Below are 16651 nucleotides of genomic sequence, written 5' to 3'. Positions count from 1 at the left end.
ATATTATGAGCATTTTGCAGTTAGATAACCTTAATTACGTTTACCCAGGAACTAGCACCCAGATTCTTTCTGAGGTTTGCAATGAGTTTGAGATAGGTAAGTTTTATGCGATTGTTGGCGCTTCCGGGGCTGGAAAATCCACTTTATTGAATCTGCTTGCCGGTTTAGATAAGCCCACTTCCGGTGCGGTCTGCTTTGATGGAACCGATATTGCTAAAACCGGGTATTCTCGCCATCGTAAAAAGCAGATTTCTCTAGTTTTCCAAAACTATAACCTGATTGATTATTTAACTCCGCTAGAGAATCTGCGCTTAGTGAACGGGAAAGCGAAAGCTTCAACCTTAACGGAGCTGGGGTTGTCTGAAAAGGAGGCGCGGCGCAGCGTAATGGCACTGTCTGGTGGGCAGCAACAGCGGGTAGCTATCGGGAGGGCATTAGTATCGGGAGCACCCATTATTCTTGCTGATGAGCCTACTGGCAATCTGGATGAAAAAACCGCTAACGAAGTGATTGAGATATTACAGCGAGCAGCACATGAACAGAATAAATGCGTTATCGTGGTTACCCATTCGCGTCAGCTTGCCCGCAGTGCGGATGTCACCTTGCGCCTAACCCGCCGCAAGTTAGTCGCTGCTTAAAGGCAGGGCGAAGGTGTAGTGCTAACGGGTAGCGCTAAGGCGATCAGGTGTAGCAGAGAGCGAGCGCCCCTCGGTTTTAGTTTTGCAGTCACTAAAACCGAGGTTGCAGCTCGCTCTCTGCTCATTTTAAGAACCGTCATTCGGGGATTGAGTCCGAGTTTCTAGGCAGCATCCGATACTGGACAATATCAGCATTAATCAACAATCGATAGCAGCCACCGTAACCAGCTAATCACGGTGCGGCTATCCGGGGGGTAATAGCCAAAAATGGGCGTAGCCCTAATCTGAAAACTGCTTATGCTTTAGATAAGCTTTAAAATGGTGTTTTTCATTTTGAGCTACGAGCCTGGGGTAGATAATGACTAATGGTCGCCGTATCACAATGAAAGATGTTGCCAGTGCTTTGAGGGTATCTGTATCCACAGTTTCTTTGGCGTTGCGTGGCGATGCACGAATATCGGCATCGGTGCAACGAAGCGTTAAAGAAGAGGCAAAAAGACTGGGCTACCGGCTTAGTTTAAATGGTGCAATCTTGTCTCAAGCTCACCCAAGAATTATTGGGGTTGTTGCCAACTTTGAACAGGAGCTACATTCAGCTTATGTAAAAGAAATGTAAGCTATTGCGCCCAAGAGTGGGTTCTGTCTTATGGCTGAGAACGCATCCATGTACGATAATCCGGCGGACGCATTTGATAATTTGGCGGTAGGGGCAGGAAAGGCTTTCCAACTCACCAGCATAGATCGTAACCGTAAAGACGTATCTATTTTAACGTTTGAATTAGCGTGCGCAAGGCAAGAACGTAAACTTAAGAGTCCGGTGCACAGAACTGTTGCCAGTCGTCTGATAATCCCTAAATCTACTGGTGAGGCGAATTGTTTAAGTATGTTCTAGGTTGTAATATTTTCGGTTTATTATCTAGGAATCTTGCAGATAGTCTATGTTGGTTAGTCTATTATCAAAGATAATTTCTTATTTTTTAAAAAAGTTGCTTGACATTATTCAATCGATTGAATAGATTTGTTATGACATAGCGCAATGTCCTGTCAAATGGGTTAATTCCCATCCAAAATCAACGATGGAGTTGTTATGAGTGTTTTATCGAATTACCTCAAGCTAAAACAGGCACCGCCAACTCGGCTAACTCTAAAAGAGCAGCGGAAAAAATGGCCAATCGAATTCCTCAAGACATACGCTGTTCTGATAGTTGCTTATGGGGCTTTCTATTTACTGCGTACTAACTTCAAAGCAGCTCAGCCAGAACTGATTAGCCAGGCTGGGTTTACGACCACCGAACTCGGGGTTATTGGCTTTGCGTTCTCTTTGACCTATGGTTTTGGGGGACTGTTCTTAGGATTCTATTTTGACGGGCGAAATACCAAAAAAGCCTTAGCTACCTTGGTAACTATGGCCGGAGTGGTCTCGGTAATCATCGGAATTGTGCTTATGAGTGCACACCATCCGTATGGCTTCTTAATTCTTCTCTGGGCAATTAATGGATTGTTCCAAGCACCGGGTGGGCCTTCCTGTAACTCCACAATGAATCGATGGACACCAAGACGGTTGCGGGGGCGCTTTATTGGTTGGTGGAACGCCTCGCATAACCTTGGCGCTATGATTGCCGGTATTCTGGCGGTCTGGGGTGCAAATACTTTCTTCGGTGGATCGGTTGCGGGAATGTTTATCGTTCCGGCAATAGTCGCGATTCCAATCGGAATATGGGGTATTTTCTGTGGTAAAGATGATCCTAAAGAGCTTGGTTGGAACACTGCTGAAGAGATATTTGACGAGCCGGCAGCTACTAATGATGTGAGTGCAGCCACTATGGGCAAGGGAGAAATTCTGCTGAAGTATGTAGTTAAGAATCCGGCTGTATGGCTTTTGTGTATCGCTAACGTCGCCGCATACTGCGTCCGTATCGGCATCGATAACTGGAATGTTCTCTATACTTCTAGCGAACTTGGATTCTCGCAATATACTGCGGTAAATACGACTTTTGCTCTTGAAATGGGAGGGCTTGCTGGCTCCCTGCTTTGGGGCTATTTCTCGGATTTGTTAGGCGGACGTCGCGCAATGGCTGCTTCAATAGGGATAGGCTTAGTAATTATTCCTATCTGGGTATATTCGATTGCAACCACAGTGCCGGTTGTTTATATATCTCTATTCTTTATCGGTTTCCTTATTTTTGGTCCAGTAACGTTAATCGGAATTTGTGTTATTGGTTTTGCGCCAAAAAATGCGACAGTGGTTACCAACGCTGTTCCCAGGGCTTTCGGTTATGTATTTGGTGACTCAATGGCGAAAGTACTTCTTGGACGTATCGCAGATCCAGAAAAAGATGGTCTAAATGTTTTTGGCTTCATTTTGCATGGTTGGGGTTCTACCTTCACAGTTCTGATTTTCTCCTCAGTTGTTGGTCTGGCGTGCTTAATAGTGGTGGCATTCCTAGAAGAAAAAATGCTCCGCGCAGATAAGAAACTAAGGGATATTCAGGCGCAGGAGAATAAATAACTATGTCTGATAGAAAACTGAGTATAGAAGAACTTCGCGGGATTGCTTTACCGCTACTTGAAGAGGCAAGACAGATTGCGCTTGAACCCAAAGAACTAGAAGTAAAAACCAAAACGGATAGAAATGATTTAGTTACTCAAGTTGATTCAAGTATAGAAGAGTTTCTAGCCAGAGAACTCTTCCGATTAACTGGTTACCCAATGTTGGGAGAGGAAGAACATGAACCGGAAAGTTTTGCCGGTCGTGTTTGGATACTAGATCCGATAGATGGAACCATGAATTATGTTGCCACACATCGAGATTACGCAATCTCTCTCGCGCTAGCGGAGGACGGGATTCCTGTTCTGGGAATTGTCGTAGACGTTACTAAGAACCTTTTCTATGTTGCGCAAAAAGGAAAAGGAGTTTTCTGCAACGAGGAGAGAATAGAGCCTGTTCCAACAGACTCTGAGTATCAAGATGCAGTTCTAATAACAGATATTAAAGAGATATGTGCGCTTCCTCGACTAAAGGAAGCTTTACTTAGTTCTCGTGGTCACCGCCGGTATGGCTCTGCTGCGTTAGAACTTGTGGAAGTAGCGTGCTCAAGAGCAGGAGCTTTTGTCCACTTGTGGGTATCTCCTTGGGATATAGCAGCAGCCTCATTAATCTGTGAAGAAGCAGGATGTAAAGTGACGAGACTAGATGGCACAAATCTGGATGTGAAACAAAAAGGATCCATCTTGGCAGGTTGGCCTGGTGTACATTCCAGTCTGTTTAAACGTCTAGTGCAAGATCCTCGATAATAGTTATCAAATAGCTGGACATTCCGGGAACGATTAATCATTAATCGTTCCCGGAATTTTTTGGGGCTAACGGGGGTGATACCCATCAAGATATAACTTGTTTTCTGAGCACAGCCTCCGAAATCCCGGCGAGGTCGCCCCCTCAGAATATAGTTTCAGGGGCTCGCGAAAAGCCGAACCCCTTCATTTGTGCTAGTAATCCCTTACGGGATTACGGGACGAATGCCCACAACTAGCGCCCGCATAAGAAGCGGAACAAAACCTGAGACGCTTCAATCTTAAACAAACTGGGTCACTAAACTTTTGCAACTCAGGTCGTACAATGGAATGTATCTGCAGAAGAGACACCGTTATGTCGCAGCAAGCCCGACAAGAAGTAATAGAAATTGATGGTATTAGCGTTACCGTAACATCGAAAGATGGGAGCGACTACATTTCACTCAACGATCTTGCGGTGAGAAAACTGACAGACCTACCATTACCATTGGTAACTGGATGCGCAACTGTAATACTGTTGAGCTACTGGGAATTTGGCAGATTTCAAACAACCCTGACTTTAAAGTCATCGAATTCGATGACTTTAGAAAGAATGCTGGTCTAAATAGTTTCACATTGACTCCATCGAAATGGATAGAAGCAACCGGTGCTATAGGAATCGGCGCGAAGTGTGGCAGACATGGTGGCACTTTTGTACATGTAGATTTGGCGATGGATTTCGCTGCCTGGATTAGTTCAGAATTCCGACTGCATGTTTTCCAAGAATATCGACGGTTAAAAGCAGATGAAACCAGCCGTTTGAATCTCGAATGGAAAAAGAATCGTCTATTTGCAGCACTCAACTATCGACTTCATACAGATGCTGTTAAAGAAATGCTTCCAGCCGATATTGACAGCAAGCTCTCCGGTATTCAATACGCAAGAGAGGCCGAGATGCTTAATTTGGCTGTTTTCGGCTTTACTGCAAAGGACTGGAAGCAACGAAATCTAATCTTGATGGAAATCCACGAGATTATGCTTCAGCTACACAATTGCTAATCTTAAACAATCTGGAAGTACTCAATGCAGTCTTCATCCAGGAAGGAATTGACCGAGATACCAGATACAAAAAGCTTTATGAAAGTGCCCGCAGACAAGAAAAGACATTTGCGGAATCGTCAGGGTTGAAGCAAATTGAACGACCAACTGATGACCGAACATGAGAAATAGCATTACACCCGGAATAGAGTCCCATTTTCGGTATTGAATCATCAATGTTTTTCCCCAACGGACTAATGAGGGTGCGAAGCTGGATTCTAAACTTTTACACAGAGGGTCACGGGATTCCCGGAGTGTTTGTACAAGGTCAAGCTCGAAACGCAGGTTTCAACCATGAGTTTATACCCAAATATGTAGGGATGTGGTTCTTGGCTAATGCCCTTCTGGGGACACGAATAGTAGCATATCTCGATGTTCAGAGTTTTCTATAGCAGTAATTATGTTATCTACCAGGGATATTGCTAGTTTTGGAATAGCTCTAAATGGTTTTGCTCTCGAGTAGACCATCTTGCGGAGTCCATATCCACCGCTTTCCCAAGGGATCTGTATAGCTAATACTATCAATGGTATGTTTTGATGAATTTGCAATCGGGTTAAGTGCATCGAACTGGGTGTGTTCGATAGTTGGGTAGTTACCATCTGTGGGAGAAAAATACAATCCTGGTGGAAGTATTTTAAATTTACGTGAGCTATCATTACCGTTGCTGGTTGCTTTAATTGTCACGTCTCTATAGGCAACAGGTTCTTTTTCAGGGTTATTAATAGCTAGTCCCCAGTCATCGTTCATTTTTTTACAGCACCACCATGCTTGAAGATTACCCGAAAGGTCACGTCTACTAGCCTCCCAAGCACGGTCAGAAGCTTTTCTAGCTGTCATCCACGCGACAAGTGAGAAAACTAGCGATATTCCGGACGCTGCTGCTCCGATGAGCTCAGAAATATTACCAAGTTCCATTTACACTCCTCTTTGGTGCTGACTGTATTCTGAAGATATCTGGTTGTTATGGAGTCTAGGTTTGTTTTATTGCTCATATGGGGGCAACCTGGCTAACCTGCTCTAATTATAGTTTTAGATTACTTCAAAGAAGCTCGAATTGGGGGCAACCTCTTTGCTGGGGGGATTAACCCTTTGGGGGTTAATGCTTTAAGAGTTCATGGGCAGCGTGCCCCTCGGGTTCGATTTGAAAAGTGCAGTGTTCGATTTTTCGCGGGAAATGAGTTTTCATACAGGTTTCTACCTGGTGTAATACCTCGAGGGCGTGTCCATCTTTATAACACTGTTTAGCTATGATGATATGGGCTGACAGTAATACAGTGTGGGAATTTAGAGGCCAAACGTGCAGGTCGTGAAGTCCGGTAACATGGTCTACCCGCAAAATATGTTGGCGAATCTCCGCTACATTTAGTTCCTTGGGGGCGCGGTCAAGCAAAATCTCCCCTGCATCTTTGAGCAGTTTATAGTAATGCTTTACAGATAATTACCCATAAATCCACCGCGGTAGCGCCGCGAAAATAGCGTTAGTATTTTTTGAATGTGGGCAGGAGGAAAAGCTTATTCCCGCGCCCATCTCCCTAAAATATGTGGTAACTAGGCTATTTGTTGCCCTAAAAGCGTTCTATAAATTGGCTGATCTTTAAGTTCCTGATGAGTCCCTTCCGCAACCACGTGCCCACCCTCAAGAACTACGATATAATCCGCGATACGAATAGAAGCCAGCCGATGGGCAATGACGATAGTGGTACGGTCAGCTCTTGCGTGACGAATATTTTTGGCAATGGAGGCTTCGAGAAACGGGTCAATATTAGCTAGCGGCTCATCGAGGATGAGCATGTCGGGGTGCCGAAGAAAAGCACGAGCAATCCCGATACGTTGACGTTCCCCACCCGAGAGCGTGGTTCCCCGATCTCCGACTTTCGCGTCTAATCCTCCTAAAGAAGTAATCAGCTCACTGATATCAGCTTCGGCAAGAGCTGCCCAAATATCATCATCGGAGGCCTGCGGATTAGCTAAAACAAGATTGTCTCGCACAGTTCCGGCAAAGATATGGCAGTCCTGGGGAACAAGAGCCAGTCTTTCGCGATATTGGTTCGGTTGATAGGAGCGAAGATTTTTCCCATCAAAACGCAGTTCGCCTTCCTGAGGATCAAGATAACGCATAGCCAGATTGGCTAGGGTAGTTTTCCCCGCCCCTGATTTTCCAACAATGGCGATTGAGCGTTTAGGAGTTGCGGTTAAGTTAACTTGGTTAATAACTGGCTTACCTGCCTGATAGGAAAAAACCGTATTGTCGCTAACTAAATGGTTTGTTTCTGCCTCGTATACGGCATGATTGGTTTCCGGGATGGAGGGGATGGGATCCTTAGCGTTAAGAATGGTATTAATCCGGTGTGCGCATGCCCCAATTTCTCCTACTCTCCCCAGCATGCCTACTAGCGTTGTCGCGGGGGTTGCTACTAGACCCGCTAGCGCCACCGCAACTGGTAACAAAGCTGAATCTAATTGTCCGGTCAGCACCCATCCAGTTAGGATGACTAGCAATATTGTGGATCCGACTGTGGTGGCAATCGTAGAAAATGCTGATTCCCAAGCTTTCCTTATCGTTTGCGAATTCTTAGTTACCTGCACTTTTCGCGTTAAATCCAGGATTTGCGCATTTTGTTTATCCACCATCCCCAAGGAACGCAGTTCCCTTTGCCCTTGAATAGAATCCAGAACCGCAATACGCAATTGGGCTAGTTGATTACGTAATTTTTTACCTTGTCGCCGTTGTATGGACATGAGGGCGAAAGGGAATGCAATCATAGCTGCAGTTGGTAACAGCATTATCAGTCCAACCGGACCAATAAAACTCACCAGCACCCCGGTAAATAACATAGGAGTGAGGACGGCACAGATGGCAGTGGAGGCCGTATGCGCATAAAACCATTCCAACTGTTCCGCATCATTCATGGCTGCCGATGCCACATCACCGGTGCGTTTTCCTTGCAATCCTAAGGGGGCAATTCTTTCTATAGCGTTATAAATATGCACCCGCAAAGTATGTAGAATCCGGTAGGCAACTTCATGTGACCACCAAACCTCAAAGAGGGTACTCACGGCATGCACGACCACCAGGGTAAACATCATAACGAACAGCAGGGTCAGATTATTCGTACGGTTTAATATGAATTGCGTAGATATCCATACTGAACTTACCGCAACCCCAACAACACTAATTTGGGCAAGTGCAGTCACAATAGTGGCAGCTACGAAGAGAGGAACACACTCGCGTAGCCGCTTCATCAGCGCGAGGAAATTACTGAAAACTAAGCTCATAGTCGACTAGGCTCCTATCTGTGCACTAATCAATCTTGACCAGGCATTATCTTCCTGGCTTAACGTACAGGGATTCCCGCTACAAAGCACTTTCCCGTGTCCCATTACCACTACATGATCTGTTTGCTCAGCAGCGTCAATACGGTGGGTAACCAGCAATAAAGTGAGATTCGGGTACGCCCTGCGGATATTAGCTAGAACCGTTGTTTCTGTTTGGGTGTCCAAACCAGAAGTAGATTCGTCAAGTACAAGGAGAGGGCACTTACGAACCAGAGCACGAGCGATTGCCAACCGCTGTTTTTGCCCTCCGGAGAGGTTCGAAGCATGTTCTTCAATTTTTAAATCAAGAATATTGTCACCAGAATCAGGATTGTTATCGGGATGCAGGTTTGTGGCACAGGCTAGCTTTAGAGCCGTCATCATCTCCGCTTCATCCGCTTTGGGATTAGCTTCGGCTAAAATTGATCTTACTGTTCCCGGAAAAATAATCGGGTCTTGCGGAACTAGGGTGACGGTACGCGCAATATCCAAACTGTCCGCTGAAACCCCTCCAACTGTGATACTTCCACTATCAGGGTGATCGAAACCCATTAATAACCCGAGCGCGGTGGATTTTCCAGAACCTGACAGCCCTACCAAGGCGGTTGTTTTACCTGCGGGAGCTGCGAAAGTGACTTGATCAAGAGCGTGATCTGTAGCTCCCGGATAAGCGTAAGAGATGCTAGCGAAAGAAACCTCATTGCTTTGAGGCAACTTTTGCGAAGATTTGCAGGTCGTGGAAGAAGTTTGCGTCTGCTCAAATATTTCGCTCATAGCTGGCAGCGCGGAAATACCAAAGAATGCTTCATGCCAACATGCCGATAAGGCAGTAAATGGGCGGAACAGTTCGATAGATAGCAGCGTAACCACAAATAGCGAGCTGATTGGCATCGCCTCGGAAGAAATCAAAGAAATTGCGATCACTAGCCCGAGGGCGGGACCGAGCACTTTCATCATTCCTGATAGGCCCGTTTCCCCCAAGGAAAGCCGTAGCTGCCCCATAGTAGTTTTCAGCAGCTGGCTCGACTGTTTTTCCAATTGGGTGCCATGATTTTTAGCCGCCCCAAAAGATTTCAAAGTGGACATCCCCATCATAGAATCCACGAAATCGGCATTGAGATTTTCGTACGCTATCCAATGCGATTGTCCGCGATTAGCAAGAGCTTTATCCCATAATCGGGGAATGGCAACAATCGCGACTCCACAGACTAAAAGAACTCCCGCAATCAGGGGAGAAATGCTGGCAATAGCAATCGTTAAACCAATCGCTGTTAGGGCGGTGACCGCAAGTTGGGTGAAATACTTGACGAAATAGGGTTCGATTGCCTCAACCCCATCAGTGAGAACCGACTGTATTTGTCCAGAACGCCCCAGCCCTCCCCGCATCGGTCCGCGCGCATCTAGTTGCTCTAGAAGAGCCCGCCGTAAACGGCTTTTTACCACTAGTCCCGCTCGATTTTGTAGAAGCTGTCCACTTACCTCAAGTAACGGGCGGATTAAGAGCAAGCCAGCGATAGCTATGATTAGTCCCACCACCATGGAGACTCGGCGAGAGCTCAATAGCTCATTGAAAAGCATGGCGTTGCACACCGCGGTTGCAATATATAAGCAAGACACCAGGACACCCAACATCATGGCGGGAGCCAGCAGCCACACGGAGACTCTCGCGGCGCGCATAACTAAACGTTGCTTTGTGAACATAATCGCCTATCCTTTCTCAACAACGGTATCGGTTCTACGCGTGCGGCATTGGGAAGGGGTTCATGCTGCCTTCAGGTCTTGGCGAATCCACCCATCCTAACCGTACTGCTTCCTCTGCCACCATATTGCGACCCAGGTAGGGAAATGCGGCGGGAGTATTGCCGATGGTGCCAGGAATTAATGTGCGAATCACATGCAGTCCGCAAGAAGCGACATCGCGAGAGGTGATATCAACGGTTATTACCCGCATACCCCGGGCATGGATACGCTCTATATAGCTAGCTAATTGACTATCTTTCAGCTGTGGCACAGATGAAATACTGCGGGTTGCTGGTATATCCAACAGTGGTTTCACTCTGTCTACCGCACGAGGATCTAGAAAGACCTCTTGCTGAATTAGGAGGTCATCTACATCTTTGAGATCCTCACGGAAATCATCCAGATAGCGGCGGTCACGGCGCCATTTCTTATATGAGCGTCCAGGAAGTAGACCTTTACGGATTGCGGTCCAATGTGCCCCTTCGGGGTTTGCGAGGTCGTGAGCTCCTTCTTGTAAGGTGAGCGCTTCACTCCAGGCTTTTAAGGCGCCTTGTTCAACGCTCGAGCGACAAGAAAAACCAACGTGTACCAGTTTAGATACATCATTGTGAACTACCCCGGCTAGAACCGGAATATTGAAAGTGTTGTCTAGATTGATCAAAGCGGGACGGAGGGGCTCTTTTGTCCCGATAAAAAGATCTAAGTATTTCTGAGGTAATTTCAGGTGCGGAAGCGCCTGGGTGTTCAACCACCACACCATGGTGGCATGCCGCTCAATAATTTCACTGATACCAGATAATATCGCCTGTGCACTGCTGGTTCCTGCTGCTACTCCAGCAAAGGCAGGAAAGTTAACTTTCGGTTCTTGCCGATACTGGTTGGTATACCAGTTGACATACACCAAGGAGGCGGGAACTAAAACTGGCTCTTCATCCTCATAATAGGTACCTTCCACCCACCCTACGGGCAAGTCAGGGGTCAACGGTACAAAAGGAAATCCGGGGTGCTGGTACTGGTTTGCAGAGAAAAGCACCAGTTCTTCCGGATGAAGAAGCGGGTATCCTTTTCTCGTTAATTCCCGATAAGAACCATGTAATACCGGTTTGAGATCAATTAGGTTAGAACAATAACGCTCAACTGATTCACCAATAGCCGCTAGTTCGGTGTCGTGGATCTGCGCTTCCTTTTCTTTTTCTCCAACCTCATTGGGGATTAACGTTGAGCCTTGGCAAAAAACTGTGTTGATATAAGTTGATGTTCTGCGTAAATCACACGTTCTCGCCTGGGTAGTATGCAGCGTAGGTGGCATATAGGCACTGTGCTGTACCCGGGTGAGCTCTTTTACGATTCCGTAGCATTTATCAACCACAAAGGGGGGAGGGTGAATTGGGGATTTAGGCTGGGGGCCCATCATAAAATTTGTGGGAAGCACCGCGTGAACTTCGAGCTCCCCTTCCAAGGAAATTGCCCAAATAGTGTCAAGGGGGTTTGATTTCTGGTTATCGATTTCATTGCGAGTAATAGCTCTAATTAATTCCGCTGCTTTGTGCCCCATATTTTTGGCTGCAGCTAAGCGCGGTAAGAAGCTTCCCCATATGGGGCTACCCATTTTTGCTTGAAATACTTCACTATTGACTGCATTTCCGGCGAGACGAGCAAGACTGTCGCTATAAGTTGCACCTTGCCCTTTAAGTACTGCTGGGCCAACCAATAGTTGGTCGGGGGTATGATCCACCGTGATCACTGAAATATTTAGCCCGAGATTGTCTTCAATGGTTTGCGCAAATACGGGAGCAGGCTCATCTCCGCGGCACACCACTAGCGTGCCGCAATTGAAGACTTGGTATGCACATTCGCGAACTGACTGGGAAGACAGGCGCGCCGCGACATCATTCTTTTGAAGCTCCGAAGTTATTAAACGCGCAATTGTGGGGTCACCGCAGACAATTACCTCTGCAACGGCCGCAGATTGAGGATCAGGGGTCTGGAAGACTAGGTCATGCGTGTTGATAAAACAGCTGTGTTTTTCTAATGCTTTTTTCAACGGAGTGCCCAAAGGGTGAGTGGACTGGACATCCTGCGCCGCATCTAAGACGCGCACGATGCTATTAGCATCCGTTGAGAGCACCAGATCACGACCATCTGCACATGTAAGAACGCATCTATTCGTATCCAAAGGCCTTACTTGCGCGCAAATCTTCCACATAACCCCTGATCCTCTTACCTATATGAAATATTGGGTAAAGTGCGTCTTAGCACTATTTTTTACTCGACGCCTATCTACTTACCTCCATGCAAAGCTCTGCTGGGTAGCGCCGTGATGGCAGTGAGGAACAGTGATTTGATCGGTGTTCACTTCCTCAATCTCTACGATTTCGAGTGTGTTCATTTCCCCTCCTTTCAAGCGATAGAAACTTCAGAGGCTAGCCTTTAACTTGTCGCATAGGTTATGCTAACCTAAGTACAGTTTACATGGTTTCTTCTTTTGCACAAGAGGGAAATAAAACTACGGAACAAATGAAGGAGGTTAGGTGAACCAGATATCGCGACCCTCCCTGCCTAAGTGCGAAAACATGATCAAAGTGCGCGGTGAGATCCGGTTACCCGAAGGCAGTGCCTTCTACCCACAGTGGAAAACCTCTGGATCTAACCCGGTATATGGCGGTTACCAAGATGCTTGCGAAACCCTGGTTTGCGACACCAAAACTTTTGATGTCATCACCCACAAATCTGGAAAATCATTCCCACTAGGACAGCACATTAAACCAATAAAAATGCTCGACCAAGAGCTCTATTTACAAGGCTCCTCCTTTATTAACGCTCCCCGCCTTTACCGACTTGATCGGAAAACTGGAGAACTAACTTTCGCTAAGAATGACACCTCCCGAAATGACAACGCATTTACCTGCAGACAGATTTGGGCCCATAGTGAGGACGGAACCCGAATCCCTATAGACTGCTTCGGAACGTTAGCGGGAAAACAGCCGACAATCGTATTTATCTACGGAGGATTCGGGAGGAACAATCACAGTTTTTACAGTCCAGACATTTACTCAAAATGGTTAACCCGTGGTTACAGCGTTGCCGTTATTCACTCCCGAGGAGGCGGTGAATACGGGAAAGCTTGGCACCAAGCCGGGGTTAAAGCAGGAAGACGCAAAGTCAGGGAGGATATAGCCTCTTCTATTCGTGAATTGCATCGTCAAGATATTTGTACCCCCGAGACTACATTCGTACACGGCATGTCTCATGGAGCACTGCTGGCAGCGATTACCACTATCCACCACCCAGAACTGGTATCCCAAGTAATATGCCGCGTCCCGATTAGCAGCACGAAAGACCTGCCGAAAACAACCTTAGGTCGTAAATGGTTAGACGAGTACGGGGATCCTCAAACCGCTGATTGGGATAACTTTATGAAAGAAGAAGATCCCTTAGCCTGTGATACCACACCCCAAATTTTAAGCAACACATCTTGGCTGATTATTGGCTACTGCCACGATGCAGTCACCGCTATTTCTCATGCAGATGCCCTAGTCGAACGGGTAAATAATTTGGGAGGAGAAGTAACGTACTGGCGTTATTCCAGCAAAGGCGGACATGAGGGGGCATGTGATCCCAGCAAGCGGATAGCCCACGAACGCAAGCTGTGGAGCTATCTGAGCCAAAAAGCATCTGAAATAAAAATGAAAGCAACAGGTTCTCCATGTTGACGAATCGAAAGCAACGCCTAATTCTCGGAATTATCTTAGCGTTAGCACTAGTCTGCTCAATAATAGTGGCTGTAATTGTGGGTGCTACGGATATTTCATTATCGGCAGCACTTGAAGGTATCGGTGCCACTCTGAGAAGAACTACTGACACTGACGTTGACACTCAGATTATCGGCCAGGTGAGATTTCCCCGCGCTGTTTTGGGAGCAATCGTTGGTGCCGGCCTGGGTATATGCGGCCTAATAACCCAATCGCTACTGCGAAACCCATTGGGCGATCCCTATATTCTAGGTATTTCCTCCGGGGCCTCCACCGGCGCAGCAGCCGTCATAGTTTTCGGTACAACCAGCAATATCTTATCTGCATTGGGAATCACGTTCGGTGCCTTCCTGGGAGCAGTAGCCTCCATCCTGCTCGTCACCCTGCTAGCTTCTGCCGGAGGAAAAATCACTCCGACACGCATTATTTTTGCAGGTATGGCGGTAACTTACTTTTTCTCGGCAGTAACCAGCCTGATAACTCTAATGGCTAAAAACGCGGCTGGAACCAAATCGGTAATGTTCTGGATGCTCGGATCAATATCTAACGCCACCTGGCATGACTCCTTCATCGCCGGCAGCGTAGTAACTATTGCATTAATTTGCTTCTCCATCTGGGGAAGACGGGTTGACATCCTTAACCTGGGAGACGATGCCGCAATCTCACTGGGTACCAGTCCTCGCCTCTATCGAAACCTCCTATTCCTCATAGTGGCTCTCACTATAGCGGTACTTGTCTCCCTTACCGGCGCCATCGGATTCGTGGGCCTAGTTGTCCCTCATGCCGCGAAACAACTGGTAGGTTCCACCACTCGAGCTGCGTTACCTATCTCTGCCCTGGGAGGTGGACTTCTCGTCGTCATTGCCGACACCTGTACCCGCGTGGCTATAAGACCAGCGGAACTACCTATCGGGATACTAACAGCCCTGGTAGGGACCCCTATGCTAATGGCTCTCATCAAGAAATATTCCAAATAGAAAGGAAGAAAAGGATGATCAAGAAACGAATTGCGGCTGGCCTGCTGGGTGTAAGCCTTGTAGCTGCCGCCCTCACTGGCTGCTCCGGGACAAAAGAATCGTCCAGCGCTGCTTCTGACCAACCTATTACAGTTAAAAACTGTGGGGTGGAAACGAAGTTTACTACCCCTCCTAAGAAAGTTGTTTCGATGGGAGTCACCGGTTTGGCGTACCTATTTGCTGCCGGAGCAGAAAAATCCATTGTTGGCCGCGCAAATGAATGGGGTGAAGAGCCGCCCTCCTGGATAGGTAAAAAAGCAGACGGAATCAAAGTGCTATCAACGGAATCCATTTCTATGGAAGCACTCATGAAATTGAAACCTGATCTTGCTTATGGTGGCGGATTCAGTTCCGAAACCACCGCTCCGAAAGCTGTAGCAGAAAAGGGAATCCCTGCCGTTGTAGATGCTACCGAGTGTAACTACTTCTATACAGATCAACAATCCGATGAATCGTTCAATACTACTTTGGCGGAGATTACTCAGCTAGGCAAAATCATGGGCACCTCCGAAAAAGCGGATGCCACAGTCAAGGAACTTAAAGAGAAACTAGAGCAAGTTAGTAATGAGAAAATCGGTAAAGAACGCAAAGTTTCCTACGCCTACTACTACGGAGAAGGTCCCGAACTATTTAGTTACGGAAACAAAGGAGTCATGGGGGAAATAAATAAGACCCTTAACCTCGTCAGCGCTATCGACCCGAACTATCATCCGCACCAAGGCGCCATTGCTCCAGAAGCATTTGTTAAATCAGACCCTGATGTAATCATCTTGCTCACCGGAATGGGGGGCGCCACCAAAGATAGTTCAATGCAACGACTTGAAAAGATTCCTGGTTTCAAGGACATGAAAGCGGTTAAAAACGGCAACATTATCTACGCGGAATCCGCAGTAGCTTATGCTTCCCCCACCGCGATTTATGGAACATTTGAACTTGCTGATCAGCTCAAGAAACTAGGAAAGTAAACGAATGAATGATTCTCCCCTTACGATAGAAAAAGCTAGCGTTCATTTCGGTGACACCAAAGTTCTTGACGGGGTCTCCTTCGAGGTATCTCAAGGTAAAATTTTAGGTATCGCTGGTCCTAATGGTTCCGGGAAAACTACCCTCATGAGAGCTATGTTCGCTGCACAAAAACTATCGGAGGGGAGAATTCTCCTCAGTGGGCAACCTTTAAACCAAATGCGTCCCGGTCAGGTTGCCCGGCGTATCGCAGTCGTTTCCCAATTTGAGCATGACATGGAAAGAACCCGCGTGCTCGATATTGTTCTCCTGGGACGATCCCCGCATCGTAAAGACATCCAAGGATATAGCGCAGCAGATCGAAAAATTTGTCAAGAAGCTCTCCACGCTGTTGGAATGAGCTATGCACAAGACCGCTACGTGGATACCCTTTCCGGTGGCGAACGTCAACGGGTACTAATTGCTCGCTCCCTCGCCCAACAGTGCAAATGTACGCTTCTAGACGAACCCACCAATCACCTAGACGTAAAGTACCAACACCAAATTCTTAGCATCATTAAGAAAGTTAGCGATACAGCCGTCATAATTTTGCATGACCTTAACCTGGTAACCCGCTACTGCGACCAGGCAATTATTCTTAAAAATGGACGCCTGCACACCCAAGGTATCCCCGAGGATATTCTCACTCCTGAACTCATCCACGATGTTTATGGAGTAAGCGCCAAAGAAGTCCAAGACGGAAACGTCAAACAATTTATTTTCAAACCATTGCCATCCACCACCTGACAGGTGAGCTAATGTCGCAGGCTCTAACGGTGTACTGTAACCAGGAAAACACGCCCTCAACTGTGACCACGA

15 protein-coding genes are annotated in these 16651 nt (G+C 46.9%); 10 read left to right on the top strand and 5 right to left on the bottom strand.

The features are described from left to right. Nucleotides 1-5 precede the first annotated feature (5 nt). The 6 genes from QZT94_RS02860 (at nt 6) to QZT94_RS02835 (ending at nt 4967) form a co-directional block, all read left to right on the top strand. Complete coding sequence (locus QZT94_RS02860) at nt 6-638, top strand: ABC transporter ATP-binding protein (protein ID WP_072510538.1); 633 nt, start codon at nt 6-8, stop codon at nt 636-638. A gap of 358 nt (nt 639-996) precedes the next feature. Beyond that, on the top strand, nt 997-1254 hold the full coding sequence (locus QZT94_RS02855; protein WP_296762627.1) for a LacI family DNA-binding transcriptional regulator: 258 nt from the start codon (nt 997-999) through the stop codon (nt 1252-1254). Nucleotides 1255-1284: 30 nt separating this feature from the next. Beyond that, entirely contained in the window at nt 1285-1530 is a 246-nt protein-coding gene (locus tag QZT94_RS02850; protein WP_296762625.1) for a hypothetical protein, read from the top strand. 195 nt (nt 1531-1725) lie between these two features. Beyond that, nucleotides 1726-3147, top strand: a complete 1422-nt coding sequence (gene uhpT / locus QZT94_RS02845) for a hexose-6-phosphate:phosphate antiporter (RefSeq protein ID WP_296762623.1) — start codon at nt 1726-1728, stop codon at nt 3145-3147. Between the two features lie 2 nt (nt 3148-3149). Next, nucleotides 3150-3932 (top strand): inositol monophosphatase family protein, encoded by a 783-nt coding sequence (locus QZT94_RS02840; RefSeq protein ID WP_296762621.1) that lies wholly within the window; start codon nt 3150-3152, stop codon nt 3930-3932. A gap of 495 nt (nt 3933-4427) precedes the next feature. Further along, a complete protein-coding gene (locus QZT94_RS02835; RefSeq protein ID WP_363928422.1) occupies nt 4428-4967 on the top strand; it encodes a KilA-N domain-containing protein in 540 nt (179 codons plus the stop codon). A 478-nt stretch (nt 4968-5445) separates the two neighbouring features. Here the strand turns inward: QZT94_RS02835 and QZT94_RS02830 are convergent, their stop codons facing one another. The 5 genes from QZT94_RS02830 to QZT94_RS02810 form a co-directional block, all read right to left on the bottom strand. After that, nucleotides 5446-5922 (bottom strand): hypothetical protein, encoded by a 477-nt coding sequence (locus QZT94_RS02830; RefSeq protein ID WP_296762619.1) that lies wholly within the window; start codon nt 5920-5922, stop codon nt 5446-5448. Between the two features lie 181 nt (nt 5923-6103). Further along, entirely contained in the window at nt 6104-6397 is a 294-nt protein-coding gene (locus QZT94_RS02825) for a hypothetical protein (protein ID WP_072510542.1), read from the bottom strand. A 158-nt stretch (nt 6398-6555) separates the two neighbouring features. Next, on the bottom strand, nt 6556-8283 hold the full coding sequence (locus tag QZT94_RS02820; protein ID WP_072510543.1) for an ABC transporter ATP-binding protein: 1728 nt from the start codon (nt 8281-8283) through the stop codon (nt 6556-6558). A gap of 6 nt (nt 8284-8289) precedes the next feature. Next, entirely contained in the window at nt 8290-10023 is a 1734-nt protein-coding gene (locus QZT94_RS02815; RefSeq protein ID WP_270626100.1) for an ATP-binding cassette domain-containing protein, read from the bottom strand. Between the two features lie 34 nt (nt 10024-10057). Beyond that, nucleotides 10058-12190, bottom strand: coding sequence for a YcaO-like family protein (locus QZT94_RS02810; RefSeq protein WP_296762617.1), 2133 nt, complete (start codon nt 12188-12190; stop codon nt 10058-10060). Nucleotides 12191-12593: 403 nt separating this feature from the next. On the opposite strand from QZT94_RS02810, the gene QZT94_RS02805 reads away from it, so the two are divergent. From QZT94_RS02805 to QZT94_RS02790, 4 genes are read left to right on the top strand one after another with little or no spacing between them, the layout of a single operon-like run. After that, nucleotides 12594-13775, top strand: coding sequence for a prolyl oligopeptidase family serine peptidase (locus tag QZT94_RS02805; protein ID WP_270626105.1), 1182 nt, complete (start codon nt 12594-12596; stop codon nt 13773-13775). Then, nucleotides 13769-14791, top strand: coding sequence for an iron ABC transporter permease (locus QZT94_RS02800; RefSeq protein ID WP_072510546.1), 1023 nt, complete (start codon nt 13769-13771; stop codon nt 14789-14791). The genes QZT94_RS02805 and QZT94_RS02800 overlap by 7 nt, the downstream gene beginning before the upstream one ends. Before the next feature lie 14 nt (nt 14792-14805). Beyond that, nucleotides 14806-15795 carry an ABC transporter substrate-binding protein gene (locus QZT94_RS02795; RefSeq protein ID WP_296762613.1) on the top strand — a complete coding sequence of 330 codons (990 nt, stop codon included), beginning with the start codon at nt 14806-14808 and terminating at the stop codon, nt 15793-15795. 4 nt (nt 15796-15799) lie between these two features. Then, nucleotides 15800-16579: an ABC transporter ATP-binding protein gene (locus tag QZT94_RS02790; RefSeq protein ID WP_072510548.1), complete on the top strand. Its 780-nt coding sequence runs from the start codon at nt 15800-15802 to the stop codon at nt 16577-16579. Nucleotides 16580-16651 lie beyond the last annotated feature (72 nt).

The sequence above is a fragment of the Varibaculum sp. genome (assembly GCF_008661855.1).
GTDB classification, from domain to species: Bacteria; Actinomycetota; Actinomycetes; order Actinomycetales; family Actinomycetaceae; genus Varibaculum; species Varibaculum timonense_A.
The sequence above is the reverse complement of the archived record's forward strand: the minus strand, read 5'-3'. Positions and strand labels throughout refer to the sequence as shown.